Origin of the sequence: Bradyrhizobium sp. HKCCYLRH1030 (assembly GCF_051168395.1) — a bacterium.
Classification (GTDB): domain Bacteria; phylum Pseudomonadota; class Alphaproteobacteria; order Rhizobiales; family Xanthobacteraceae; genus Bradyrhizobium.
Window position 1 is genome coordinate 168,263 of the sequence record NZ_JBNPUY010000002.1, and the last position, 23,762, is coordinate 192,024.

At 65.6% G+C, this 23,762-nt stretch carries 23 protein-coding genes; 7 read left to right on the plus strand and 16 right to left on the minus strand.

What is annotated here, in order from left to right:
* Positions 1–14 precede the first annotated feature (14 nt).
* Together ACQR1E_RS06180 and ACQR1E_RS06185 are read left to right on the plus strand one after the other, a co-directional pair.
* Entirely contained in the window at positions 15–1,172 is a 1,158-nt protein-coding gene (locus ACQR1E_RS06180) for an acyl-CoA dehydrogenase family protein (RefSeq protein WP_315752289.1), read from the plus strand.
* Between the two features lie 154 nt (positions 1,173–1,326).
* Positions 1,327–2,133, plus strand: a complete 807-nt coding sequence (locus ACQR1E_RS06185; protein WP_434896814.1) for an enoyl-CoA hydratase/isomerase family protein — start codon at positions 1,327–1,329, stop codon at positions 2,131–2,133.
* A gap of 110 nt (positions 2,134–2,243) precedes the next feature.
* Here ACQR1E_RS06185 and ACQR1E_RS06190 read toward each other — a convergent pair whose 3' ends face one another.
* From ACQR1E_RS06190 to ACQR1E_RS06200, 3 genes are all read right to left on the minus strand, one after another.
* Positions 2,244–3,017 (minus strand): hypothetical protein, encoded by a 774-nt coding sequence (locus tag ACQR1E_RS06190; RefSeq protein WP_434896815.1) that lies wholly within the window; start codon positions 3,015–3,017, stop codon positions 2,244–2,246.
* Between the two features lie 126 nt (positions 3,018–3,143).
* Entirely contained in the window at positions 3,144–3,938 is a 795-nt protein-coding gene (locus ACQR1E_RS06195) for an enoyl-CoA hydratase (RefSeq protein ID WP_434896816.1), read from the minus strand.
* 200 nt (positions 3,939–4,138) lie between these two features.
* The gene (locus ACQR1E_RS06200) at positions 4,139–5,323 is read right to left on the minus strand and encodes an ABC transporter substrate-binding protein (protein WP_434896987.1); all 1,185 of its coding nucleotides are present in this window, start codon (positions 5,321–5,323) and stop codon (positions 4,139–4,141) included.
* A 205-nt stretch (positions 5,324–5,528) separates the two neighbouring features.
* Between ACQR1E_RS06200 and ACQR1E_RS06205 the strand changes: the two genes are divergently transcribed.
* The gene (locus ACQR1E_RS06205) at positions 5,529–6,323 is read left to right on the plus strand and encodes a thermonuclease family protein (RefSeq protein WP_409998719.1); all 795 of its coding nucleotides are present in this window, start codon (positions 5,529–5,531) and stop codon (positions 6,321–6,323) included.
* A 48-nt stretch (positions 6,324–6,371) separates the two neighbouring features.
* Positions 6,372–7,838 (plus strand): M48 family metalloprotease, encoded by a 1,467-nt coding sequence (locus tag ACQR1E_RS06210; protein ID WP_315715427.1) that lies wholly within the window; start codon positions 6,372–6,374, stop codon positions 7,836–7,838.
* A gap of 15 nt (positions 7,839–7,853) precedes the next feature.
* On the opposite strand, the gene ACQR1E_RS06215 is transcribed toward ACQR1E_RS06210, so the two are convergent.
* The 6 genes from ACQR1E_RS06215 to ACQR1E_RS06240 all read right to left on the minus strand — a co-directional run bounded on the left by ACQR1E_RS06215 (position 7,854) and on the right by ACQR1E_RS06240 (position 15,453).
* Complete coding sequence (locus ACQR1E_RS06215; protein WP_315752294.1) at positions 7,854–8,267, minus strand: hypothetical protein; 414 nt, start codon at positions 8,265–8,267, stop codon at positions 7,854–7,856.
* A gap of 172 nt (positions 8,268–8,439) precedes the next feature.
* Positions 8,440–9,270 (minus strand): CarD family transcriptional regulator, encoded by an 831-nt coding sequence (locus tag ACQR1E_RS06220; RefSeq protein WP_315825512.1) that lies wholly within the window; start codon positions 9,268–9,270, stop codon positions 8,440–8,442.
* 501 nt (positions 9,271–9,771) lie between these two features.
* Positions 9,772–10,110, minus strand: a complete 339-nt coding sequence (fdxA, locus tag ACQR1E_RS06225) for a ferredoxin FdxA (RefSeq protein ID WP_315715248.1) — start codon at positions 10,108–10,110, stop codon at positions 9,772–9,774.
* 114 nt (positions 10,111–10,224) lie between these two features.
* On the minus strand, positions 10,225–10,530 hold the full coding sequence (locus ACQR1E_RS06230; protein ID WP_315752296.1) for an RNA-binding S4 domain-containing protein: 306 nt from the start codon (positions 10,528–10,530) through the stop codon (positions 10,225–10,227).
* Positions 10,531–10,552: 22 nt separating this feature from the next.
* Entirely contained in the window at positions 10,553–14,122 is a 3,570-nt protein-coding gene (locus tag ACQR1E_RS06235) for a helicase-related protein (RefSeq protein ID WP_315825513.1), read from the minus strand.
* 554 nt (positions 14,123–14,676) lie between these two features.
* Entirely contained in the window at positions 14,677–15,453 is a 777-nt protein-coding gene (locus ACQR1E_RS06240; RefSeq protein WP_316166456.1) for a DUF3108 domain-containing protein, read from the minus strand.
* Between the two features lie 615 nt (positions 15,454–16,068).
* Between ACQR1E_RS06240 and rpmB the strand changes: the two genes are divergently transcribed.
* Positions 16,069–16,377 (plus strand): 50S ribosomal protein L28, encoded by a 309-nt coding sequence (gene rpmB / locus ACQR1E_RS06245; RefSeq protein ID WP_172114511.1) that lies wholly within the window; start codon positions 16,069–16,071, stop codon positions 16,375–16,377.
* Positions 16,378–16,720: 343 nt separating this feature from the next.
* On the plus strand, positions 16,721–17,983 hold the full coding sequence (locus ACQR1E_RS06250; protein WP_434896817.1) for a T6SS phospholipase effector Tle1-like catalytic domain-containing protein: 1,263 nt from the start codon (positions 16,721–16,723) through the stop codon (positions 17,981–17,983).
* A 60-nt stretch (positions 17,984–18,043) separates the two neighbouring features.
* Here ACQR1E_RS06250 and ACQR1E_RS06255 read toward each other — a convergent pair whose 3' ends face one another.
* The 3 genes from ACQR1E_RS06255 to ACQR1E_RS06265 all read right to left on the minus strand — a co-directional run bounded on the left by ACQR1E_RS06255 (position 18,044) and on the right by ACQR1E_RS06265 (position 19,030).
* On the minus strand, positions 18,044–18,292 hold the full coding sequence (locus ACQR1E_RS06255) for a hypothetical protein (protein WP_316166234.1): 249 nt from the start codon (positions 18,290–18,292) through the stop codon (positions 18,044–18,046).
* 158 nt (positions 18,293–18,450) lie between these two features.
* Positions 18,451–18,687 (minus strand): transcriptional regulator, encoded by a 237-nt coding sequence (locus tag ACQR1E_RS06260; RefSeq protein ID WP_315715243.1) that lies wholly within the window; start codon positions 18,685–18,687, stop codon positions 18,451–18,453.
* A gap of 136 nt (positions 18,688–18,823) precedes the next feature.
* The gene (locus ACQR1E_RS06265) at positions 18,824–19,030 is read right to left on the minus strand and encodes a cold-shock protein (RefSeq protein WP_315715242.1); all 207 of its coding nucleotides are present in this window, start codon (positions 19,028–19,030) and stop codon (positions 18,824–18,826) included.
* A gap of 458 nt (positions 19,031–19,488) precedes the next feature.
* Between ACQR1E_RS06265 and rpsU the strand changes: the two genes are divergently transcribed.
* Positions 19,489–19,812, plus strand: coding sequence for a 30S ribosomal protein S21 (rpsU, locus tag ACQR1E_RS06270; RefSeq protein ID WP_315715241.1), 324 nt, complete (start codon positions 19,489–19,491; stop codon positions 19,810–19,812).
* Positions 19,813–19,859: 47 nt separating this feature from the next.
* On the opposite strand, the gene ACQR1E_RS06275 is transcribed toward rpsU, so the two are convergent.
* From ACQR1E_RS06275 to ACQR1E_RS06290, 4 genes are all read right to left on the minus strand, one after another.
* Entirely contained in the window at positions 19,860–20,048 is a 189-nt protein-coding gene (locus ACQR1E_RS06275) for a hypothetical protein (RefSeq protein WP_315715240.1), read from the minus strand.
* Positions 20,049–20,307: 259 nt separating this feature from the next.
* Entirely contained in the window at positions 20,308–21,918 is a 1,611-nt protein-coding gene (locus ACQR1E_RS06280; protein WP_434896818.1) for an ABC transporter ATP-binding protein, read from the minus strand.
* Between the two features lie 3 nt (positions 21,919–21,921).
* The gene (locus tag ACQR1E_RS06285) at positions 21,922–22,761 is read right to left on the minus strand and encodes an ABC transporter permease (RefSeq protein WP_434896819.1); all 840 of its coding nucleotides are present in this window, start codon (positions 22,759–22,761) and stop codon (positions 21,922–21,924) included.
* Entirely contained in the window at positions 22,758–23,729 is a 972-nt protein-coding gene (locus ACQR1E_RS06290) for an ABC transporter permease (protein ID WP_434896820.1), read from the minus strand. The genes ACQR1E_RS06285 and ACQR1E_RS06290 overlap by 4 nt, the downstream gene beginning before the upstream one ends.
* Between the last annotated feature and the right edge of the window lie 33 nt (positions 23,730–23,762).

Here is a 23,762-nt window from a genome sequence, read left to right on the forward strand (position 1 = left end):
AAGAGGATTGTTGCATGAGCGCACTTCGTTTCGATCCGATCCGGCTGCCGAGGGAATGCGAGGAGCTGCGCAAGGAGGTGCGCGCCTTCCTCGCTGATGAGATCGCGGCCGGCACCTTCAACCCGTACCAGCCCAAGCGCGAGGACGCCGACGCGCGCGAGTTTGCAGCCCGCGTCGGCGCGCGCGGCTGGATCGGCATGACCTGGCCGAAGCAATATGGCGGCCACGAGCGCTCGTTCCTGGAGCGCTACGTCGTGACCGAGGAAATGCGCGTCGCCAACGCGCCGGTCAGGCGCTTCTTCGTCGCCGACCGGCAGAGCGGGCCGATCCTGCTGCGCTACGCGCCCGAGCATATCAAGATGGACATCCTGCCGCGCATCTGCCGCGGCGAGCTGTGCTTCGCGATCGGCATGAGCGAGCCGAACTCGGGCTCCGACCTGTTCGCCGCCAAGACACGCGCGACGAAGACCGAGGGCGGCTGGCTGATCAACGGCTCGAAGATCTGGACCACGTCGGCGCACATGGCCGACTACATGATCGCGATCTTCCGCACCTCGCCGTCGACCAAGGAGAACAGGCGTCATGGCTTGACGCAGTTCCTGGTGAACATGAAAACGCCCGGCATCAAAGTGAACCCGATTGGGCAGATCACCGGGCAGAAGGAGTTCAACGAGGTCGTCTTCACCGACGCCTTCGTGCCAGACGATCATCAGCTCGGCGAGATCGACGGCGCCTGGAAGCAAGCGACCTCCGAGCTCGCCTATGAGCGCTCGGGACCGGAGCGCTTCCTCGAAACCTATTACGTGCTGACCGAGCTGGTGCGCGCGGTCGGTCCCAACCCCGACACGCGCAGCGCGGAGGGCATCGGCCGGCTGGTGGCTCAGCTGCACACGATGCGGCGGATGTCGGTGTCGGTCGCCGGCATGCTGCAGGCCGGCAAGGAGCCGGTGGTCGAGGCCTCGATCGTCAAGGACGTCGGCACGATCTGGGAGCAGCAGCTGCCGCACCGCGTCCGCGACCTCGCCGCGTTCGTCGAGGAGAACGCAGGAAATCGCGAAACCTTGGAGAACCAGCTGACCTTTGCGATGCAGACCGCGCCGAAGCTGACGATCCAGGGCGGCACCACCGAGGTGCTGCGCGGCATCATCGCGCGCGGGCTGGGATTAAGGTGAGGGTCGACGACACGCCGCGATCGTCGCAGCCGCGCCCACGGGCAAGTAGCTCCGTCATCGCGAGCGCAGCGAAGCGATCCAGGACCGCACCAACAGTCTGGATTGCTTCGCTACGCTCGCAATGACGCTGGAGAAGCAGAATCGGAGACCCACCATGACCCACTTCCCTGACATCGGCGTCGAGATCCACGGCCATGTCGGCCTGATCGAGATTCGCCGGCCGCCGCTCAATTTCTTCGACATTGCGCTGATCAACCAGATCGCCGACGCGCTCGAAGGCTTCGACCGCGACATCGAGATCCGCGCCTCGGTGCTGGCGGCGCAGGGCAAGGCGTTCTGCGCCGGCGCCAATTTCACCGATCCGGCGCGCCAGGCGCAGGAAGCGGCCGGCGCCAAAGGCGATCCGACCGACAGCCTCGGGGCGATCAACCATCTCTACATGCAGGCGGTGCGGATCTTCCGCTGCAAGAAACCGGTGGTCGCCGCCGTGCACGGCGCCGCAATCGGCGGCGGGCTCGGCCTCGCCGTCTCGGCCGACTTCCGCGTCACCTGTCCGGAAGCGCGCTTCTCCGCCAATTTCACCAAGCTCGGCTTCCATCCCGGCTTCGGGCTGACGGTGACGCTGCCGGAACTGGTCGGCAAGAACAACGCCGAGCTGATGTTCTACACCAGCCGCCGCGTCACCGGCGAGGAAGCGCTGAGGATGGGCCTCGCCAATGAATGCGTGCCGCAGGACCAGGTGCGGACGGCTGCGATGAAGCTCGCCGCGGAAATCGCCGAATGCTCGCCGCTCGGCCTGCTGTCGACCCGCGCCACGATGCGCGCCAATCTCGCCGACCGTGTGATGGCAGCAACCGAGCACGAGCTCGCCGAACAGACCCGGCTGCGCGCGACCGAGGATTTCAAGGAAGGCGTCAAGGCAACGGAGGAGCGGCGCTTCGCGAACTTCAGGGGGCGGTGACGAACCGCGAGCTTCGATCGACGTCATGGCCGGGCTCGTCCCGGCCATGACGTCTTGATACGAGGAAAGACGAACGTGGATGCCCGGTCAAGCTCGGGCATGCCGATCGACTATTTGGCGACCGCCCCCTGCAACGCGAAGGCAACGCCGCCAGTTGTGAAGCGACCGCCTGAAACCGCATAGCCACGGGCGCGCGCAGCGTCGGCCACACGTGCAGCATCGGCGACGCGGAACGTCAGGCCGCTCATGAGTTCGCGCTCGCCGGGTTCGACACGGATACGGGCGTTCGGCAAGTACAACTGCTCAACACCATCGCTGCCGGCCGCCGGCACCACATCGAGAATGCGCCCCCAATGTGCGGCAAGTGAAGCCGGCGCGGGGCTCTGCAGCACCACCTCGGTCAGCGCCGACGTCACGTCGCCGCGGATCGCTCGCGTCCAATCCGGCCCGGCGGGCGGATACGGGCCGAGCACATCGTCGCTGCCCTCGGTGTGATTGAGCTCGATGAAGGCGGCGCGGCAGTCGCGGGGATGCAGTTGCACCCCGTGATAGGGCGGATGATCGATGACGTTGGCGGTCCGCACACCCATCTCGTTGGCACGGGCGGCACGGCCATCGGGATCATCGCAGGCGAAGATCGCCATGTAGCCGCCGCGGCCGCCGGTCTTGTCCAGGAAGCGTCCCGCCGCGGTGTCCTCGCGGGTCGGCGCGATCACCTCGAGCAGGATCGGCCCGACCGGCAGCAGCGCATTCTCCAGCCCGTATTTGCCGACATGCGGATCGCGGTAGCAGACCTCCAGCCCCATGATCGCGGCGATGTCCGAGACCACCGGCTCGAGCCGGGGCGCGACCAGGCAGATCTGACGGAGGTGGAGGTAAGCCATCGCAGCCCTCTTTGCGGAATCCCCTGTTCACACGAGCCCGCGGCGTCATTGCGAGCGACGCGAAGCAATCCAGAGCTCAGGCCATAACCCTGGATTGCTGCGCTCGCAATGACGGAGAACGCGGAGCTATCGGCCCTGAAACACCGGCGCGCGCTTCTCGACGAACGCCCTGGCCGCCTCTCTGTGATCCTCGGTGTCGCTGCAGCGCGAGTGATGCATCGCCTCGGCGTCGAAGCAGGCCTCCAGAGCCATCGTCTCGGCATTGTTGATGTTGCGCTTGATGTAGCCGAGCGTCACGCTCGGCCCCTGCGCCAGCGACATCGCCAGCGCGCGCGTGGCCGCTTCGACCTCGGCGTCGGGCACGACCTTGGTGACCAGGCCCAGGGTGAGCGCCTCCTGCGCCGTCAGGACTGGCGAGGTCAGATACAGCTCCCGCGCCTTGGCGCTGCCGAGCAGTTGCGTGAGGAAATAGGTGCCGCCGAAATCGCCCGACAGCCCGACCTTGGCGAAGGCCGTCGTGATCTTGGCCGACTCGCCGGCCACCCGCAGATCGCAGGCCAGCGCGATCGACAGGCCGGCGCCGGCGGCCGCGCCGTCGATCTGCGCCACCACCGGCTTCTGCATCTGGTGCAGCAGCCGCGACACCTCCATGCGCTCGCGCAAGGTCGTCACCTTGGTCTCGAACGAGGGCGCGGTCTTGGCTTCGGCCATCGCCTTGACGTCGCCGCCGACGCAGAACGTGCCGCCGGCGCCCTTGAGCAGCACCGCGCGCACATCCGGATCATTGGCCGCACGATGCGCCGCCTCGACCAGGCCCTTGGTCAAGTCGCTGTTGAGCGCGTTGCGCCGCTCCGGCCGGTTCATCGTGATCGTGAGCAGGCCGGACTCGAGGTGCTGCAGAACTGTGGTGTTGGTGGTCATGGCCGGCGCTCCTTGTTGTTTCCCGGTGTTATGTCTCCGTCATTCCAGGGCGACGCGTCAGCGTCGAACCCGGAATCCCGAGCTGATGGACTCACATCGAGGTTCCGGGTTCAACGCTGCGCGTTGCCCCGGAACGACGGATGTCGCGGCAGCGTTTGCGCCTTGCGCAGGCGCGCCCCGGAATGCCGTCGCCCCGGCCGTCACTTCTTCACCAGCGGGCAGCGCGACGCTTCCAGCGGCTGGAACGCCTCGTTGCCAGACACGGTCGCGAGCAGCTTGTAGTCGTCGGACCTGCTCTTCGATTCCGATGGCTTCTTGACCTCGAACAGATACATGTCGTGCACCATGCGGCCATCCTCGCGAATGCGGCCGCCCTTGGCGAACATGTCGTTGATCGGGGTCGCCCGCATCAGCTTCATGACGGCGTCCGCATCCGTGGTGCCCGCGGCCTTCACGGCTTTCAGATAGTGCGTGACGGAGGAATAGACGCCGGCCTGGGCCGAGGTCGGCACGCGCTTGGTGCGCTCCATGAAGCGCTTGGTGAAGGCGCGGGTGTCGTCGTTGAGATCCCAGTAGAACGCTTCCGCGACCAGCAGCCCCTGCGCCGTCTCGAGCCCGACGCTGTCGATGTCGGAGACGAAGGCGAGCAGCGGCGACAGCTTCTGGCCGCCCTTGGCGAGGCCGAATTCGGCGGCCTGCTTGATCGCGTTGATGGTGTCGCCGCCGGCATTGGCGAGCCCGATCACCTTGGCCTTGGAGGCCTGCGCCTGCAGCAGAAAGGAGGAGAAGTCCGAGGTGTTGAGCGGATGACGCACGCTGCCGAGCACCTTGCCGCCCGACTTCACCACCACGGCGGTGGTGTCCTTTTCCAGATCCTGGCCGAACGCGTAGTCCGCGGTCAGGAAGAACCAGGTGTCGAGGCCAGACTTCACCGCCGCCAGGCCCGTGACGTTGGCCTGCGCAAAAGTGTCGAACACGTAGTGCACGGTGTACGGGCCGCAGGCCTCGTTGGAGAGCCTGACAGAGCCGGGGCCATTGAAGATGATGATCTTGTTGCGCGCCTTGGCGATCTCGCCGGCGGCCAGCGCGGTGGCGGAGGCTGCGACATCCCAGATCATCTCGACGCCCTGGTTGTCGAGCATGTCGCGCGCGATGTTGGCGGCGAGATCAGCCTTGTTGAGATGGTCGGCCGCGATCACCTCGATCTTGCGGCCCAGCACCTCGCCGCCGAAATCCTCCACCGCCATCTTCGCCGCGGTCTCGCTGCCGGGACCGGTGATGTCGGCGTAGAGGCTCGACATGTCGAGAATGCCGCCGATCTTCAGCGGCGGCTTGCTCTGCGCATGCGCCAAGCCTGCGGACAACGTCAGCGCCGACGCCAGCATGAACAACGACGCCGCCGCGCCGCGGATGGTTCTGCTCATCGATATCCTCCCTGCCGGGCGCGTCGCTACATGGCGACGGCCTCTTTGATAGTTCGCATCATGGCCCACGCTTTCGCATGCGGCAAGCGCTCAGCACGCTCAGCAAAAGCGTCGCCGGTCGCCGCTTTCCGCTCAGTGGAATGGAAATTTCGTGCGATGATGCAGCATGACGAGAGAGCGCAGGATGCGGAGCAGACGGAGGCTGATCGCGCTCGGCGCGAGCGTCGCGACCATCGCGATGATGTCGGCGAGTCACGCCACACCGTGCATGTTCGCGGAGCTCGGCGAAGGCCACGTCAGCGAGATCATCGATGCACGCAGCTTCCGTCTCGACGACGGTCGCGAGGTCAGGCTCGCCGGCATCGAGGTGCCGCCGGAGGAGCAGCGCGTGACGTCGATGGATGCGTTGGGCGTGCTGCTGCGCGGCCGCGACGTCGTGCTGCGCGGAGAGGACGACACCCCTGACCGCTATGGCCGGCAGCGGGCCTTCGCGTTCGTGGCCGGCGCGGACCAGCCAGTGCAGAGCGAGCTGCTCCGGCAGGGCGCCGTGCTGCGCGGGGTCGACCTGCCCGACCGGGATTGCGCCCTCAGCCTGGGCGCGGCGGAAGCCGAGGCACGCAGCGCCGGGCGCGGCCTCTGGAAGATTGGGACCGTCATAAAAAACACGGAAAGTCCAGACGATATTTTGTCTCGCGTAGGGCTATTTACGGTTGTCGAAGGGAAGGTGTTGTCCGTACGACAGACGGGGACAACAACTTATCTGAACTTCGCTCGTAGCTGGACACGGGGCTTCGCGGTGATTATTCCAAAGCGTATGATGGCGGTATTGGAAGGTGCCGGTATCGACGTCAAATCACTTGCGAATCGGCAGGTTCGCGTGCGCGGTTGGGTTGAGGCGCATGCGGGTCCGAGACTGGAACTGACACAGACTGCCCAGATCGAGATTTTGAGCGGGAATTGACCGCTGAGGTACGTGAGTAGCGACGTGAACCTGTCTGTTCGAAAGCGCATGACGGTGATGAACTGCGGTTCGCGGATCGCACCGGCGCTGCTGTGCCTGGGACTGGCGTTGGCCGGTTGCAGCGACATGGGCAAGTTGCAGCAGGCGACGGCGCCGATGCCGACGCCGCGGCCGAAGCCGGCGATGGTGCAGACGACGCCGGCGAGTGATCGCGAGCACGAGCGCATTCTCGCAACCTATGGCGGCGCCTATGAGGATCCCCAGCTCGAGGGCCTGATCGGCAAGATCGTCGACCGGCTCGTGGCCGTGTCCGATCGCCCCGACCAGGGCTACAAGGTCACGATCCTGAATTCCGGTGCGGTCAACGCCTTCGCGCTGCCGACCGGCCAGCTCTACGTGACACGCGGCTTGATTGCGCTCGCCAACGACACCTCCGAATTGTCGTCGGTGCTGAGCCACGAGATGGCGCACGTGCTGGCGCGCCATGCCGCGATCCGCGAGGACCAGGCGCGGCAGGCCGCCGTGGTGACCCGCGTCGTCTCAGACATGGGCAACGATCCGGACCTGACGGCGCTGGCGCTCGCCAAGACCAAGCTGACGATGGCGAGCTTCTCGCGCACTCAGGAGTTCGAGGCCGACGGCATTGGCGTCGGCATCTCCGCCAAGGCGAAGTTCGATCCCTACGGCGCGGCGCGCTTCCTGAGCTCGATGGAGCGCAATGCCGAGTTGAAGGCCGGTAAAGTCGCAATCGACCCGCGCGCGCAGGACTTCCTGTCGTCGCATCCGGCGACGCCGGAGCGGGTGCAGAACGCCGCCGCCATCGCCAAGCAATACGTCTCCCCCGAGGCCAGGGAGCATGACCGCGAGACCTACTTGGCTGCAGTCGACAACATCGTCTACGGCGAGGACCCGAGCGAGGGCTTCGTGCGCGGCCGGCGCTTCCTGCATCCGAAGCTCGGCTTCACCTTCCAGGCGCCGGAGAACTTCACGCTCGACAACACCGCGCAGGCGGTGATCGGCGTGCGCGAAGGCGGCGCGCAGGCGATGCGCTTCGACGTGGTGCGCGTGCCGGCCCAGCAGACGCTCGGCGACTATCTGAATTCCGGCTGGATGGAGAACGTCGACAAGTCGGCGACCGAGGAGCTGACGATCAACGGCTTCCCGGCGGCCTCGACCACGGCGAGCGGCGATCCCTGGCAGTTCAAGGTCTACGCGTTGCGCGTCGGCAGCGACGTCTACCGCTTCATCTTCGCCTCGCGGCAGAAATCCACCGAGAGCGAGCGCAATGCGCGGGAGACGGTGAACTCGTTCCGCCGGCTCAGCCTGGAGGAGATCCAGTCGGCGCGGCCGCTGCGCATCAAGGTGATCACCGTGCAGCCGGGCGACACCGTCGAATCGCTTGCGCACCGCATGACCGGCGTCGACCGCCCGGTCGAGCGTTTCCGCGTTCTCAACGGCCTCGACGCCCGCGCCCAGGTCAAGGTCCGCGACCGCGTCAAGATCGTGGTGGAGTGACGGGGCTGCGGCGGCTCAGCTCGGCCAGCTTTCCGGAGGACGTCGTTCCAGCTGGGAAGTAGGAAAAACCGGCTCACGGCGCCGAATGTAGCCTATCATCTTTACGAGACGAGCAAGCGCGCCGACATCGCAGCCGGAGCCGTGGCCGACCACGAATTCGTCGAGGCGATGTAGAACATCCTGCTCTTCCGCACTGCCTATGGCCACCGGCTGGAGATCGTCCGGGTCCTGCTGTCCGTCGTGGACGAACAGCTCCCGGTGGTGCAGCCCCTCAGCATCGGGCATCCTCGATCGCTGCAGCCAGAGCGCGATCGGCTGACCGTCCACGGTCTCGAAACGGGCATCGTATGAACCGCCGTCGCGATACACGTCGACGAATACGAGCTCAGCAAGAGGGCTGGATGCCAGTCCAAGCACCGGATTTGACATGGCGTCCCCCTATGTCGAGGCAAAGCATGGGACGCCCGCTGCGCAGACACCCCCGCAGCTGACGATCCAAGAACAGTAGCGGGACGTCGTCAAGGCGACACGCCCAAACAAAAAAGCCCGACCTTGCGGCCGGGCTTTCGTAAGCAACTAATTCGAAAACGCAAACGGTCGATCAGGCGGCCTCGTCGGCCACGGCGGTGTCGTCGCCATCGATGTCGTCACCCTCGCCTTCCGCATCACCTTCGGCGACCGCATCGGCTTCGGTCTTGGCACCGCGGCGCGGGCTCTTGGCGAGCTGCGTCTCGATCTCCTTGACGGCCTCGGTCTCGGTCGAGTGCTGCACGACGGCGATCTCGCGCGACAGACGGTCGAGCGCCGCTTCGTAGAGCTGGCGTTCGCTGTAGGACTGCTCGGGCTGCGACTCCGAACGGTAGAGATCGCGCACGACCTCCGCGATCGCGACGATGTCGCCCGAATTGATCTTCGCTTCGTATTCCTGGGCGCGACGCGACCACATGGTGCGCTTGACGCGGGCACGGCCCTTCAGGGTCTCCAGCGCCTTCTTCACCAGCGCCGGGTCGGACAGCTTGCGCATGCCGACATTGGCGACCTTGGCGGTCGGCACCCGCAGCGTCATCTTGTCCTTGATGAAGTTGATGACGAACAGCTCGAGCTTGGCGCCCGCGATCTCCTGCTCCTCGATGGCCAGGATCTGGCCGACGCCGTGAGCCGGATAGACGACGAATTCGTTGGTCTTGAAGCCCTGGCGCTGGGTCGGCAGCTTCTTTTCCTCGACGCGCGGCGCGGCCGCGGCGGGAACAGCCGGCTTGGCGGCGACGGCGGGCTTGGCAACAGGGGCAGCGGCCGCGGGAACGGCGGTCTTGGTGGCAGCCTTGGGCGCAGCGGCGGCCTTGGCAGGCGCAGCCTTGGCAACAGAGTCCTTTGCAAGAGTGGTCTTCGCGGCGGATGCTTTCGCGGCAGTCTTGGCAGTCTTTTCAGGCATTGCGCTTCTTTTGTTCTTGGTGGACTTGGCAGCCGAGGCCTTCGCGGCAGCCCGAATCTCCTTTACAGGAGCCCGGGCACGGCCCTTGGAAACGCTGCGGCTGGCCGCGGCGGCTTTTTTTGTACTCTTGGAAGCACTCTTTTTACGCGTTTTCTGTGACACAGCCTGCGCGCGGAACTGCCACGCCCCTGTTTGATGTTGCGGGAACCTAAAAGGGCGGCCAAAAAAGGTTACGCATGGCCGGGTTCGGCTCTGAGAATGTGCTATATATAGCACATTTGCCGCAAAAATCAATGATTTAGAGGCCGCAGGGGCGGTATTGTGACGGATCCACGAAGTTAGGGTTAAGTGCAACGTGCCGGAATAGAACAACTCATGCAGCGGTTCCCGCTCACCGCATGAGGTGTTCTAGGCCATTGTTTCCGCGCAACGATTTCGATCGGCGCGATGGCGCCCCGCAGGACGGGGCGCGCTGGTGCCGCGCAGGTAGCGAGACGACCGTCAGTCTCCGGCGCCGGGCTTCGACGAAAAATATTTCTGGAACTTTCCATCCTCGCCGTCGTGCTCCTTGGCGTCGGCCGGCGGGTCCTTCTTCTGGGTGATGTTGGGCCAGGACTTGGCATATTCGGCGTTCACGCCCAGCCACTTCTCCAGCCCCGGCTCGGTATCCGGCTTGATCGCGTCGGCCGGGCATTCCGGCTCGCACACGCCGCAATCGATGCATTCGTCCGGATGAATGACCAGCATGTTGTCGCCCTCGTAGAAGCAGTCTACCGGGCAGACCTCGACGCAATCGGTGTATTTGCACTTGATACAGTTTTCGGTGACGACGTAAGTCATCCAAGGCTCCGGAACGGATCGACAATTCGGCTGGCTTGGACTAGCGCAGGACGTGGTGTGCCGCAAGTGAAGCGGGGCGAAGAACTGAACCGGACATTGCTCTGGCGCAATCGATCAGGATCGTCCGCCATCCAGATCATCGTACAGTCCGCGCACCGAGGCGGCATCGCCGCGACGCTCGGCAAAGCCGGTCACCTTGAGCACGCGCACGCTGCGATCGAGCGCGATGGTCAGCACATCACCGGTCTTCACCCCATGGCCCGGCGAGGTCTCGCGCACACCATTAACCCGGACATGCCCCGACGACACCAGCGCCGCGGCGCTGGTGCGCGCCTTCACCAGCCGCGCATGCCACAGCCATTTGTCGAGGCGCTGGCGCTCTGACGGGGTGTCGGACGTCGGCGTTGTCCTTCCAACCAATCTTGCCAACCGATCTTGCCGCTCAGTCCTTGCGGTTGTTCCCCGCGAGTTGCTCCTTGAGCGCGGCGAGCTTGGCGAACGGCGAATTGGGATCGACCGGACGGTCGCGATCCCGGCCGCCGCCGCTGCTCGATGCGTAGGGCCGCAGCGCCGGGCCGCTGTCGCGCTTGTCGCGGCCGCCCTTGCCGAAGTCGCGGCCGCCGCGCCCCTCGCGGTCACCGCCGAACTTGCCACCCTTGTTGCGATCCCGGTTCTGGTCGCGCCCCTTGGCATCATGATCGCGGCGCGGCCCGCGATCCTCGCGCGCCGGCGCCGATGCGCCCTCGGCTGGTGGAGCCGCACCAGCCTCCGGCGGGCCCTTGCGGAAGTCCTTGCCGAACTCCTTCATCCGGTCGCGCCGGCCATGGCCGCGGTGATGGCGCTCGCGCGCCTCGCCGCCCTCGGCCGGAGCGGTCCCGGCCGGTGCCTGGCCGCCGCCGGCGGCCTGCCCGCGCTCATGCTGCGGACGGTTGGGCCGGCCGCGATGATGATGGTCGTGGCGCGGCCGGCGCTCCTCCGAACGCCCGCCCGGCCGCCAGACCTCGACCAGGACGGGCTCGGCAGCAGGCGCGGCCTCGGCGGGAGAAGCCTCGGTAGCGTTCGATCCAGCAGCAGTTTCCGCCGCGGCGGCTTCAGCCGAAGCGTCGCCGATGCTCGTTGCCTCGTTCGCGACGGCCTCAGCGGCTTCGGGCTGCGGCGCATCCGCAGCGACGGCGGTTTCCGCCTCGGCGACGACGCTTTCGGTAGCCGTCTCGGCCACGGACGCCTCGTCCGCCACATCCGGCGTGACGAAATCGACGGTCGGCAGCGATGCCAAGGCCGACACCGACGCGGCTTCCGCCTGCTCCTCACCGACCACCGCGGGCACGGCGACGGCCTGCTCGGTCACCGGAGCGACGGCGGCCTCCGCGACGGTGGGAACCTGCTCGTCGGCCGGCTCGCCGGCGACAACTGCGAGGTCCTCGGCCGGCACGGCCTGCGCATCTGCCGGCTCAGCCGGAGCGGCTTCCGCAGCGGCAGCCTCTGCGACGGCAGCAGCCTCGACGGGCTTCTCAATCGGCTTGGGCGGCAGCGGCGGGCGCTTCTCCATGCGATAGCCGAGCGCGCGCAGGATCGAGGCGAAGTCCTCGCCGGCCGAGCCGGTGAGCGAGGTCATCGCCTGCGTCACCACGAAGCCGCGGCCGTCGAAGGCGCCGGCCGGCTTTTCGCCCGGTGCATTGTCGCGCCAGGCCAGGGCGGGACGAATCAGGTCGGCCAGCCGCTCCAGGATGTCGACGCGCACGGCGCGCTCGCCCGCCTGCTTGTAGCCGAGCACGCGATAGGCATCGCGCGGCAGCGCCTTGTCGACCGGGAACGAGGTCCGGCCCGAGCTCGCCAGATGCTGCGCGCCGGTCAGCGCGGACATGTCGACATTGCCCTGCTTCTCGGCCCACAGCAGCGCAGCGAGCGCGCGCGCGGCGGGCTTGAGCAGCGCCGGGACGTAGATGTGGTAGGCACCGAAGCGCACGCCGTACTTGCGCAAGGTGGCGCGCGACGGCTGGTCCAGATCCTTCATCTCGGCGGCGATCTTGGCGCGCTCGATGACGCCGAGCGCCTCCACCAGCTGGAACGCGATGCCGCGGCCGATGCCGGTGATGTCCTCGGCCTTGGACAACTCGAACAGCGGGCCGAGCAGCTTCTCGATATGCGTCTTCAGCCACAGATCGAGTCGCGCCTGGACCTTGTCGCGCGCAGCACCGGTCAGCCGCTCGTCGGCGATGATGCGCAGGCGCGGATGCAGCGCGTCGTCGGCCGCGACCAGCTTGGCGACCGCGTCGCCGGTCCAGCGCACCGTGCCGTCGGCGGTGAGCACGATGTGCTCGTCAGGCGCGCTGGACAGCTTCTCGGCGCGCGCCTCGATCTCGCCGGCCAGCGCCTTCTGGGCAGCAGCCTGCAAGGCCTTGGCCTCCGAGCCGGCTTCGGCGGCGTCGGGCGCGAAGGTGAATCCATCCAGGCGGCCGATCGCGTGCCCTTCAACGATCACTTCGCCAGTCTTGCCGATTTCCGTATTCAAAACACTGTTCTCCCGCAGGCGCCGCATCAATACACTGGTACGACGATCAACGAAACGCTCCGTGAGCCGTTCATGAAGGGCGTCTGACAATTTATTTTCGAGTTCGCGGGTAATCCCCTGCCAATAATCAGGGTCGCGCAGCCAGTCGGGCCGGTTGGCCACGAAGGTCCAGGTACGGATCTGTGCAATCCGCCCCGACAGCGTATCGATGTCGCCATCGACGCGGTCGGCCTGATCGACCTGGGCCGCGTACCAGGCGTCCGGAATACGCCCCTTCTGCATCAGGAAGCCGAACACGGTGGTCACCAGCTCCGCATGGGCGGCCGGCGACAGCCTGCGATAGTCGGGAATCTGGCAGGTTTCCCACAGACGCTCGACCGCGGCCGCGCCGTGAGCGATGTCGCGCACCTCGGCATCGCGCGCGGCGTGATCGAGCACGCGCAGGTCCTCCGCAATCGGCGCGCGCGTCAGCGCCTCATGCGCCGGCGCGACCGCCAGCGAGACCTGAAGCGCGCTCAAGGACGCGAAATCAAGCCGGGAGTTGCGCCATTGCAGCACCTTCACGGTATCGAAGGCATGGTTCTGGAGCGCATTGACCAGCTCGGGCTCGAATGGCGCACAACGTCCGGTGGTGCCGAACGTGCCATTGCGCGTCGCGCGTCCGGCACGGCCGGCGATCTGGGCAAATTCCGACGGCGTGAGCCGGCGGAACTGATAGCCGTCATATTTGCGGTCGGACGCGAAGGCGACGTGATCGACGTCGAGATTGAGCCCCATGCCGACCGCATCGGTGGCGACGAGATAGTCGACGTCACCGTTCTGGAACATCGCCACCTGCGCGTTGCGGGTTCGCGGCGACAGCGATCCCAGCACGACAGCGGCGCCGCCATGCTGGCGGCGGATCAGCTCGGCGATGGCGTAGACCTCGTCGGCCGAGAACGCCACGATAGCGGTCCGGCGCGGCTGTCGCGTGATCTTGCGATCACCGGCGAATTCGAGTTGCGACAATCGTGGCCGCGTCACCATCGACGCGCCCGGCAGCAGACGCTCGATGATGGGGCGCATCGTCGCAGCACCCAGCAGCAGCGTCTCGTCGCGACCGCGGCGATTGAGGATGCGGTCGGTGAAGACGTGGCCGCGCTCCAGATCGGACGCGATCTGGATCTCGTCGACGGCCAGGAACGACACGTCGAGATCCCTGGGCATCGCTTCGACGGTCGACACCCAGTAGCGCGGATTTTTCGGCTTGATCTTCTCCTCGCCGGTGATCAGCGCGACGGCCTCGCTGCCGACGCGATCGGCGATCTTGTTGTAGACCTCACGCGCGAGCAGCCGCAGCGGCAGTCCGATGATGCCGGAGGAATGCGCGAGCATGCGCTCGATCGCCAGATGCGTCTTGCCGGTGTTGGTGGGGCCGAGCACGGCGGTGACGCCGCTTCCGGGAGCGCGGTCGGACGTGCGCTCGAAAGGCGAGGCAGCCGAAGAGGACGGAAAAGCCATTCGTTAAATGTGGGTCTCGAAGCCGGCGTTGGAAGCGCGCCGTTCACGCGCGACGGATGCGGAATAATCGTGTGTCTGGAGAGGCTGCGATGCTGACCCCTGTCTCACATTGTGACGCATATAGTGACGCAGCTTAAGCTTCGGAACGCCTTGAGAACGAATCGCGAAGGAATCGCTGACTCCGTCGGCTTTCCGGCTTCGTTCACCGCAACATCTCGCGCTCTGCCATCAAGCCAGCACTAGATCAAGTTTTCGCGGGCTCCACAAGCAACGCTTTCGCGATGGAACTGGCGCGCGTTCAGCGCATCCCGAGTCGAATCAGAATCAGGGAAGAGTCAAACGGATTCACGCGCAGCAGACAGTATCGATAGGGGGTCCCGACAAATCGGAGCTCATGAGCCCGTCAGTCCGGAGATCATGCAGCGCGAACCCCGAATCTCCATCGGATTCAAGCGATAGCGGACGGCATGCCGTCAGGCCTTCACGCCACGGCCGCTGACGGGGCTGTGCCGCAACGACGAGATTCCGATGTGGAGGAGCAGCGAAACGACGCACTACTGGGTCTTGGCGACGTGCGGCGCCGCCTGGGTGATGAACGACGTCGCTTCCAGCATCGCGGTCCCCAGCGGGGTCGGGATCACCATCTTGAACGGCACCAGCACACGGGTGCCGGCGATCGGCACGAAGAAGATCTCCATGTTGCGGGCCTGAGCCAGATATTTGATGACCGGCCGGTCCGGGATGTAGCCCGCGACTGGCGTGAAGTAGATCGCGCAGACCAGGGCCGGGCCACGATAACCCTTGTCTGCCTTGACGTTCTCCATGCGCTTGTAGTCGAGCTTGAGCTCGTAGCGCATGCGTCCGTCGAACACGGGCGCAGCGCCGCGGCACGAGTCCGGCGACAGCAGCTCGCCGTTGCCCGGCACGCGCACCAGAGAGGCCGTCATCGGATCGAGCACGCCACGCTTGTGGGCATCCGTCACCGGAATGCGGTCGGGATCGACCGGAGGCGCCGGCTCGATGGCGAAGTCCTTCACAGTACCGTTCTGCAGATTGATGCGGATCTGCTCGGATTTCTTTCCCGTCGTGGTCGAGGCCTGGTAGCTCTGGCCGACCAGGGCGCCGTTGACGACGCGCCCCTGCACCGAGCCGGTGCCTGATCCTTGCGAGAAGCTCTTGAGCAGGCCGGCGGTGCCGCCCTGAGCCGCGGCACCATACTGATCATCCCCGATCTCGACCGCCCAGGTGCCCTTGCCGACGGGGATGCCAGCCAGGGAAGCCTCGTATTGAGCGTCCAACCGAGCCTGCGCCTGGGCGTTTTGCGCCAGCAACAACAGGCAGAGCGCTGCCCCGGCCGCGGCCAGGCGACAGGAGAGAAATGAGGGAACCGAGATGATGGTCACGTGACGAATGATCCTACCGATCCGCCTGCCTGAGCGCCGGACCGATCCGACGCGCCGTCCTTGCTACTTAAGCCAAAAACGCCTTCAAACAACGCGAACCGTCCGACAATGGCGGTTTGTCCAGCGCTTTGCAGCTGAACAGCACTCAGACCGTCATCCGCAGCTCTGCCGGAACCGAGCCGCGAACCTCCGACCGCGCCAGCATGCCGCCATTCCGGCATTTCGGACTGTTCGCGGGATATCCATCCATCACGTCCGAATGCGCCCTTTATATGGTCTAAACTATCGGCTATACTATTGATTATACGCCTGCTTTTCTGCTGGTTGGCGATTTCGGCCCGACCAGGAGGATGCACGGGTCGCGCCCTTCGGGTTCGCCGGCCCGGCTCCCTCTATTCGCTGCGGCCTTCAAGACCTTGACGAAAAGCCGCATCCCCCCTATACGACCGCATCTCCCAGAGACGAGCTGGACGAGTTTTGGACCCCCGCGGCCCGCCGACATAGGCGGACGAAGGGTGCGGGGATGAGAGAGGATTTATTGCCATGTCGCGGCGCTGTGAACTGACGGCCAAGGGTCCCCAGGTTGGCCACAAGGTCAGCCACTCCAACATCAAGACCAAGCGGCGCTTCCTGCCGAACCTGTGCAACGTGACCTTCATCTCGGATGCACTCGGCCGCAACGTGCGCCTGCGCGTCTCCACCAACGCGCTCAAGAGCGTCGACCACAATGGCGGCCTCGATGCCTATCTGCTCAAGGCCAACGCCGCGACCCTGTCGCCGCGCGCGCTGGAGCTGAAGCGCGCCATCGAGAAGAAGGCGGCGGACGCTGCCCCGGTCGCCAAGGCGAGCTGAGAGAGCGCGCCGAAATTCAGGATTGATGCAGAAGCCGGACGCGTCACGGGCGCGGCTTCAAGCTGAACGAGATGTCGAAACGGCCGGGTCGAGAGATCCGGCCGTTTTGCTTGCGGATGCCGTGACCAACTGACAACTCTGGACACGGGCAGCAGGCGTGGGGCGGCAGGACTGGTCGGGTGACCATCCGTTCGTACAACGGCGCCCCGCAGTCACTTCGCGATGTCCGCCGCGCCGCGCGCAACAGCGACCCAGACGAAGTGCCATAGGGAACCGACCTCCCCAACACCAGCCGGATGCTCTACACTCGTTGCGGTAGCATTATTGCGGACATTCCTTTGCCATGAAGAATATTGTCATCTGCTGCGACGGCACCGGCAACGAGATCAGCGAGAACATCTCGAACGTGCTCAAGCTTTATCGGTGCCTGCGCAAGACCGACAAGACGACACCGCATCAGGTCGTGCTCTACGATCCCGGCGTCGGCACGTTGACGCAGCCCGACAGCTGGCATCGCTTCAAGGCCAATTTCAACATGGTGCTGGGGCTCGCGACGGGCTACGGCCTCGACGACAACGTCATCAACGCCTACTCTTTCCTGGCCACGCAGTACCAGGACGGCGATCGCATCTTCCTGTTCGGCTTCTCGCGGGGCGCCTACACCGTGCGCGTGCTGGCCGGGCTGATCCACAAGATCGGGCTGATCTCGCCGGGTCAGATCAATCTCGTCGGCCCAGGCGTGATTGCCTACAAGAAGTACTCCTCCGACAATCCGAAGGCCGGGCGCGGCATCACCAAGGAGCTCGAGAGCACCGAGGAGGACGGGCCGATCCCGGAGAGCCGCGCCGACCAGGCCGCGCAGTTCGCGCGGATCACCTCGACGCGCTGGCCGACGATCCATTTCGTCGGCGTGTGGGACACGGTGGCGAGCGTGATCGTGCCGCGCACCGACCGGCTGTTTGCGCTGCCGAGCCTCGAGGAGCTCGCCTTCACGATCGAGAACCCGAGCGTGAAGATCTTCCGTCAGGCTGCGGCGATCGACGAGCGCCGCTGCATGTTCCGGCTGAAGCCGTGGGGGATGCCGCAGACCTTCACGCCGAACCGCTTCAACAAGGCGCAGGCGCGACCGCAGGACGCCAAACAGGTGTGGTTCGCCGGCGTGCATTCCGACGTCGGCGGCGGCTATCCCGAGGTGCGGTCGGCGGCTTCGAAATATCCGCTGCTGTGGATGATCGACGAGGCGGTCGAGGCCGGGCTGACGGTCAATCCGCGCACGGTGAATCAGCTCGCCTGGGGCGTGCAGCGCAAGAACAGTCCGTTCTCCTATGTGGCGCCGAGCGTCCAGGGCCCCCTGCACGATTCGATGACGCCGGCCTGGCGGCTGCTGGAATGGCTGCCGAAGAGCGCGACGTACAAGGAGTGGCCGGAGCGCAAGGCGCATTTCGGATTGTACGTTCCGAATTGCGAGCCGCGCTTCATTCCCGAGGGCGCGTTCATCCACGAGAGCGTGCTGATGCGGATCGCGGAATCGCAGGACTACCGGCCCGTCAATCTGCCCGCGTCCTATGAGCGCGTCCCGCTTCCGGTCAAACAGAAGGCGGAGTAGCAGCAACGGCGCGTTGCGCGTCGGGCAGCGTCTTCAGAGGCCCGCGTGTGGCGGATCGCCTCAGATCATGTGCAGATGGATGACGCCGTCGGTCACCTCGCCACGGGCGAACTGCTCGCGCGCCATCTGCTCGAACGCCGTGCGGTTTCGCTGCAGATAGGCGAACGCCTGGTTGCGGGTGCAAAAGCAGGTCTCGAGATGACAGACCTGCCGCGTGGCGCCGATTGCGAGCGCGAATGCGATCGTCTGGCCTCCACGCTGCGTCTCGTCCTTGGCGATGCGAACGTCTGTAGCTGTCGACTTGGCCACGTCAGCCTCCTCGGTACGAAGGTCGGGTCTGTACGCGGGACGCGGTTGAGACGTAATGATCAGGCATGGATCGCCCGTCTGTTCGAGCACCGGCAACGGATCTGAAGTTCCGATAGTTCCACCGGGCAGCCGACGTCGGAAGGCGAGACGAAACCGCCCTAGCGAGCGACCTTCTTCCGCCGCTTCGGCGCAGGCGCCGCGTCAGAACCCGCTTGCGCAGCTTCCGCTTCCTTGGCGAGCCGCAACACGCGCAGCCGCTCCATGTTCTTGCGGACCGCGGTCGCGCGCTGATCCCATTCGGCGCGCGCCTTCGCCCCGTCCTCGGCGGCGACGCGCTGGCGCTCCGACCGCGCAATGCTTTCGGGGGAGCGTTCTGACATCTTCTTGGTGGCCATCGACTGATCCTTCCGGAAACGCGGGTTACCGTCGAGACGCAGAAAGCCCGCTCAATACAGGATCGAGCGGGCAAACCGGCCATTTCAGTACATCCGTGAAATGGCCCAAGACGTCAGAGACGTCAGATCAGTGCGATCAGACCAGCGCGAGATTTTCTGCGCTGGTTTTACCGCGCATCTTGTCCGTCTTGACCTCAAAACTGACTTTCTGGCCTTCAGCCAGACCGGCGAGACCAGCGCGTTCAACCGCGCTGATGTGAACGAACACGTCGTTCCCGCCATCCTGCGGCTGAATGAAACCAAAGCCCTTCTGGCCATTGAACCACTTGACCGTACCCTGCATGTCTATCTCCAAATCATTCATCGCGCGACCATCACGCGATCTCATTCAACTGAGCGATGACTTTTGGAAATAGCCCACAGGCACATTCAGAAAGGCACAGCGGCTAATCGAACTACCTCAAGGTAGAGATTTTCTGGGGGATTACAAGGCCGAGCGGCAAATATAGTTTGCCGAAGGCCGGAACCGTTGAGTCGGCTGGCGCTGGCAATATCAGCAGATTGCCCTTATCTTCACAGCACCATCGGTAACGGCTTGGCCATCGATGGCTGAGAGACACTCGTGCTCCCGCCTTCCGACGAAGGGGATCACCGTGTCTCGCACGTATCGTGACTCATAACATTGTGAGCAACACGTTTCATTGACGCCGCTCTGCTGAGCGCGCCGCTCTCCCCGCCGCAGCGCCGATCGGCTTTGCCAACCGAATTTCATCGATAGAGATGAAGACAAGGAGGACACTTTTGCAGGTTCTTGTTCGTGACAACGACGTCGAGAAGGCGTTGCGCATCCTGAAGCGGAAGATGCAGCGCGAAGGCGTATTCCGCGAGATGAAGCGCCGCAGGTCCTATGAGAAGCCATCGGAACGCAAGACGCGCGAGAAATCCGATGCGATCAGGCGCCATCGCAAAGTCGCGCGCAAGCAGGCCATCCGCGAAGGATTGCTGCCGGCGCCGGTCAAGAAGGTACCTGCAGCGCGGCCGGGCGCGCTCCCCTCAACGACCTCGACGCACACCGATCGTGAACGGCCGCGGGACCAGCTTACCGCTACGCCCCCGCGCAGCTGAGCAAGCGACGGCATGCCCGCCGAAATCGACGGGAAGAGGCTGGCGGTTCACGCCAGCTTCTTCGGCTGTTTGCCGGCGCCGTCAGCCGCTTCACGCGCCAATCGCTCGGCCTTCAGTCGCTCGCGGTTCTGATCGAAGGCGCTCTGCGCCTTTTCATAATCGCTTCTCGTCGGCTCGGCCGGCTTGAAGGCTTTTTGAGCCTCGCGCACGGCGGCCGTTGGCTTGCGCTCCGACATGATGAGAGTCCTCGTTGGGATGGTGAACGCCGCTGCGACATCCTGTCGAGACTGGCGCAGCATGGCACGGTTCAATGACGACCTCGGGTAGAGGGAGCACGCGCCCGCTGTCTTGGCGCTTACCAGCTCGGGCGACCACCCTGCGGCCCCATCGGGGTCCAGTCTTATTATAATCCAAATACGCCGAAGATGTTGCAAGCAATTGAACCCGACCCGGCACGATGCTCCATGGTTCCGACCCGCGGCCGGCTTACGCAAATCACGCCATACCGTGCTTGCGGCCGGGAACGGCAGCGAGCAGCTCGCGCGTATAGGCGTGTTCGGGATTGGCGAACAGCGCCGCGGTCGGCTTCAGCTCGACGATCTCGCCCTTTTGCATGACGGCGATCCGATCGCAGATCTGCGCAGCCACCCGCAGGTCATGCGTGATGAACAGCATCGACAGACCAAGGCGCGCCTTCAAATCTTCCAGGAGCCGCAACACCTGCGCCTGGACTGACACATCGAGCGCCGACACTGCTTCGTCCGCGACGATGATCTCCGGATCCAGCGCGAGCGCGCGCGCAATGCCGATGCGCTGACGCTGGCCGCCGGAGAATTCGTGCGGATAGCGGCCGATGGCGCCGGCGTCGAGCCCGACCATGCCGAGCAGCTCCTGGGCGCGCTTCAGCGCCGCGTCGAGCGGCGTGCCGCGCGCGACCATGCCGTCGGCAATGATGCGGCCGACCTTGCGGCGCGGGTTGAGCGAGGCGAACGGATCCTGGAAAATCATCTGGATGCGATGACGCTGCGCGCGCAAGGCGCGCCCCTCCAGCGCCGTGAGATCGACATCGCCGATCCGCACCGTGCCGCGATCGGCCTCGATCAGCCGCATCACCAGACGCGCAACGGATGACTTCCCCGAGCCGGACTCGCCGACGAGTCCGAGCGTCTCGCCCTGGTGGATCGCGAAATTGACCGCATGCGCGGCGCGCGTCTCGCGCCTCGGGCGGAACCAGCCGGTCGGCGTCACATAGGTCTTGTCGAGGCCGATCACCTCCACCGCCCGAGGCGCAGCCTCGCGTGATTGACGCGGCGGCGGGTCGAACGACGGCACGGCGGCGAGCAGCGCCTTGGTGTAGTCATGCTGCGGCTGGCCGAGCACGGCGGCGGCCGTACCCTCCTCCACCACCTTGCCATGGCGCAGAACGACGACCTGGTCGGCGATGTCGGCGACGACGCCGAAATCATGGGTGATGAACATCACCGCCATGTTGTGGCTGGCCTGCAGGTTGCGGATCAGCTTGAGGATCTGCGCCTGCGTCGTCACGTCGAGCGCGGTGGTCGGCTCGTCCGCGACGAGCACCGCAGGCTCGAGCGCCAGCGCCATCGCGATCATCGCACGCTGGCGCTGGCCGCCGGAGAGCTGATGAGGATAGGCGCGGATGATCCGTTCGGGATCGGGCAGGCCGACCTCGCGCGCCAGCGCCAGCGCCTTGGCGCGGCGCTCGCGGGGGCTCAGCAGATCATGCGCCTCGAACACCTCCATCAGTTGCTCGCCGATCCGCATCAAGGGATTGAGCGCGGTCATCGGCTCCTGAAACACCATCGCGATGCGGCGGCCGCGCAGATCGCGCCAGCCGTCCTCATCGACGGCAAGCAGGTCGCGCCCCTCGAAGCGAATCTCGCCGCTCTCGACTTTCACCGTATCGGGCAGCAGCCCGAGCAGCGCATGCGCGCACATCGACTTGCCCGAGCCGGATTCGCCGACCACGCAGACGATCCTGCCCGCGGTAAGATCGAAGGAGACGCCGTCGACGGCGTGGGCGCGCTCGGCGCCCTGCGGTAAAGCGATACGGAGGCTGCGGATGGCAACGACGGGATCGGCCACGGCTCACCTGCCCTCGCGCGACAGGCGCGGGTTGAGCGCATCGTTCAGGCCCTCGCCGATCAAATTGAGGCCGAGCACCGACAGCAGGATCGCGACGCCAGGAAACACCGTGATCCACCACGCCTGACGAATGACGGTGCGGCCGGCGCCGACCATGTAGCCCCAGGAGATCAGGTTGGGATCGCCGAGGCCGAGGAACGACAGCGAGGACTCCAGGAGGATCGCCGTCGCGACCATCAACGAGGCCAGCACGATGACAGGCGACAGCGCGTTGGGCAGGATCTCGCGCCAGATGATCCAGGCATTGCTCTGGCCGGTGACGACCGCGGCCTGGACATATTCGCGGGTCCGCAGGCTCAGCACCTCGCCGCGGACGAGGCGCGCCACCGGCGGCCAGCTGACGAGGCCGATCGCGGCGACGATCGAATAGATCGACGGCTGCAGGATCGCGACCAGCACGATCGCGAGCGCGAAGCTCGGGATGGTCTGGAAGAACTCGGTGAAGCGCATCAGCGCATCATCGACGCGGCCGCCGAAATAGCCGGCGATGGCGCCGAGCGGCACGCCGACGATCAGCGCAACGAGTGTCGAGACGAGACCGACCAGCAGCGAGACGCGCGCGCCGAAGATCAGACCGGCGAGCACGTCGCGGCCGAGCGCATCGGTGCCGAGCGGGACCTTCGACAGCGTGAACGGCGGAACGAACGGCCGCTGCGCCATGCGCCACGGCGAGTTGGGAAAGTAGAACGGGCCGGCCACCGCGACGCCGATCGCCAGTGCGAGAATGATCAGCCCGATGATGCCGCTCGGGCTGCGCAGCATGGTTCGCCAGAACTGCCTCATGACGCGTACTCGATGCGCGGATCGACCAGGCGATAGACGAGGTCGGTAACGAGGTTGAAGATCAGCACCATCGCCGAGGAGACCACGAACACACCGAGCAGGAGATTGTAGTCGCGCTGGATCAGCGCGTCATACATCAGCCGGCCGATGCCGGGCCACGCGAACACGGTCTCGGTCAATACCGCGCCGCCGACCAGCGTTCCGGCGTGGACGCCGGCGAGGGTCACCACCGGCAGCAGCGCGTTGCGCAGCACGTGGCGGCGCAGGATGACGCCGTCACGCAGGCCCTTGGCGCGCGCGGTCTTGACGAAGTCGAGCCGCTTGACCTCGAGCATCGAAGCGCGGGTCATGCGGGTGTAGGTCGCCATGAAGAACAGGCCGAGCGTCGCAGCCGGCATCGCGAGATGTGCGGCGACGTCGAGCGCGTGGCGGACTCCCGTATAGCCGGCACCGACCGTTTCATAGCCGAAGCTCGGCAACCAATCGACCCAGACCGAGAACAGCAGGATCGCGATCAGCGCGATCCAGAACAGCGGCGTCGCGTAGAAGATCAACGCGAGCACGGTAATTGCAGTATCGAGGATCGTGCCGGCGAAGCGCGCGGCGAGCGCGCCGAACAGGATGCCGAGACCGAGCGAGATCGCGAACGCCGTGAGCGTCAGCAGCAGGGTCGCCTGCAATCGTTCGGCGATCAGCCTGGCGACCGGCGCCTGCTGACGGAACGAGAAGCCGAGATCCAGGCTGGCGATACCCTTGACGTAGATGAGGAGCTGCTCCGGCAGCGGACGGTCGAGGCCGAATTTTTCGCGCAACTGCGTCACGAAGATCTGGTCCGAGGCACCGGCCTCGCCGGCCATGACCACGGCCGGATCGCCCGGCGCCAGCCGGATCAGGAAGAAATTCAGCACGATGATGGCGAGAAGGACGATGACGCCTTTCACGACGCGCTGGGCGATGAAGGAGAGCATGAAAGGTCCGTGAAGGTCAGCTCGGCGGGACAG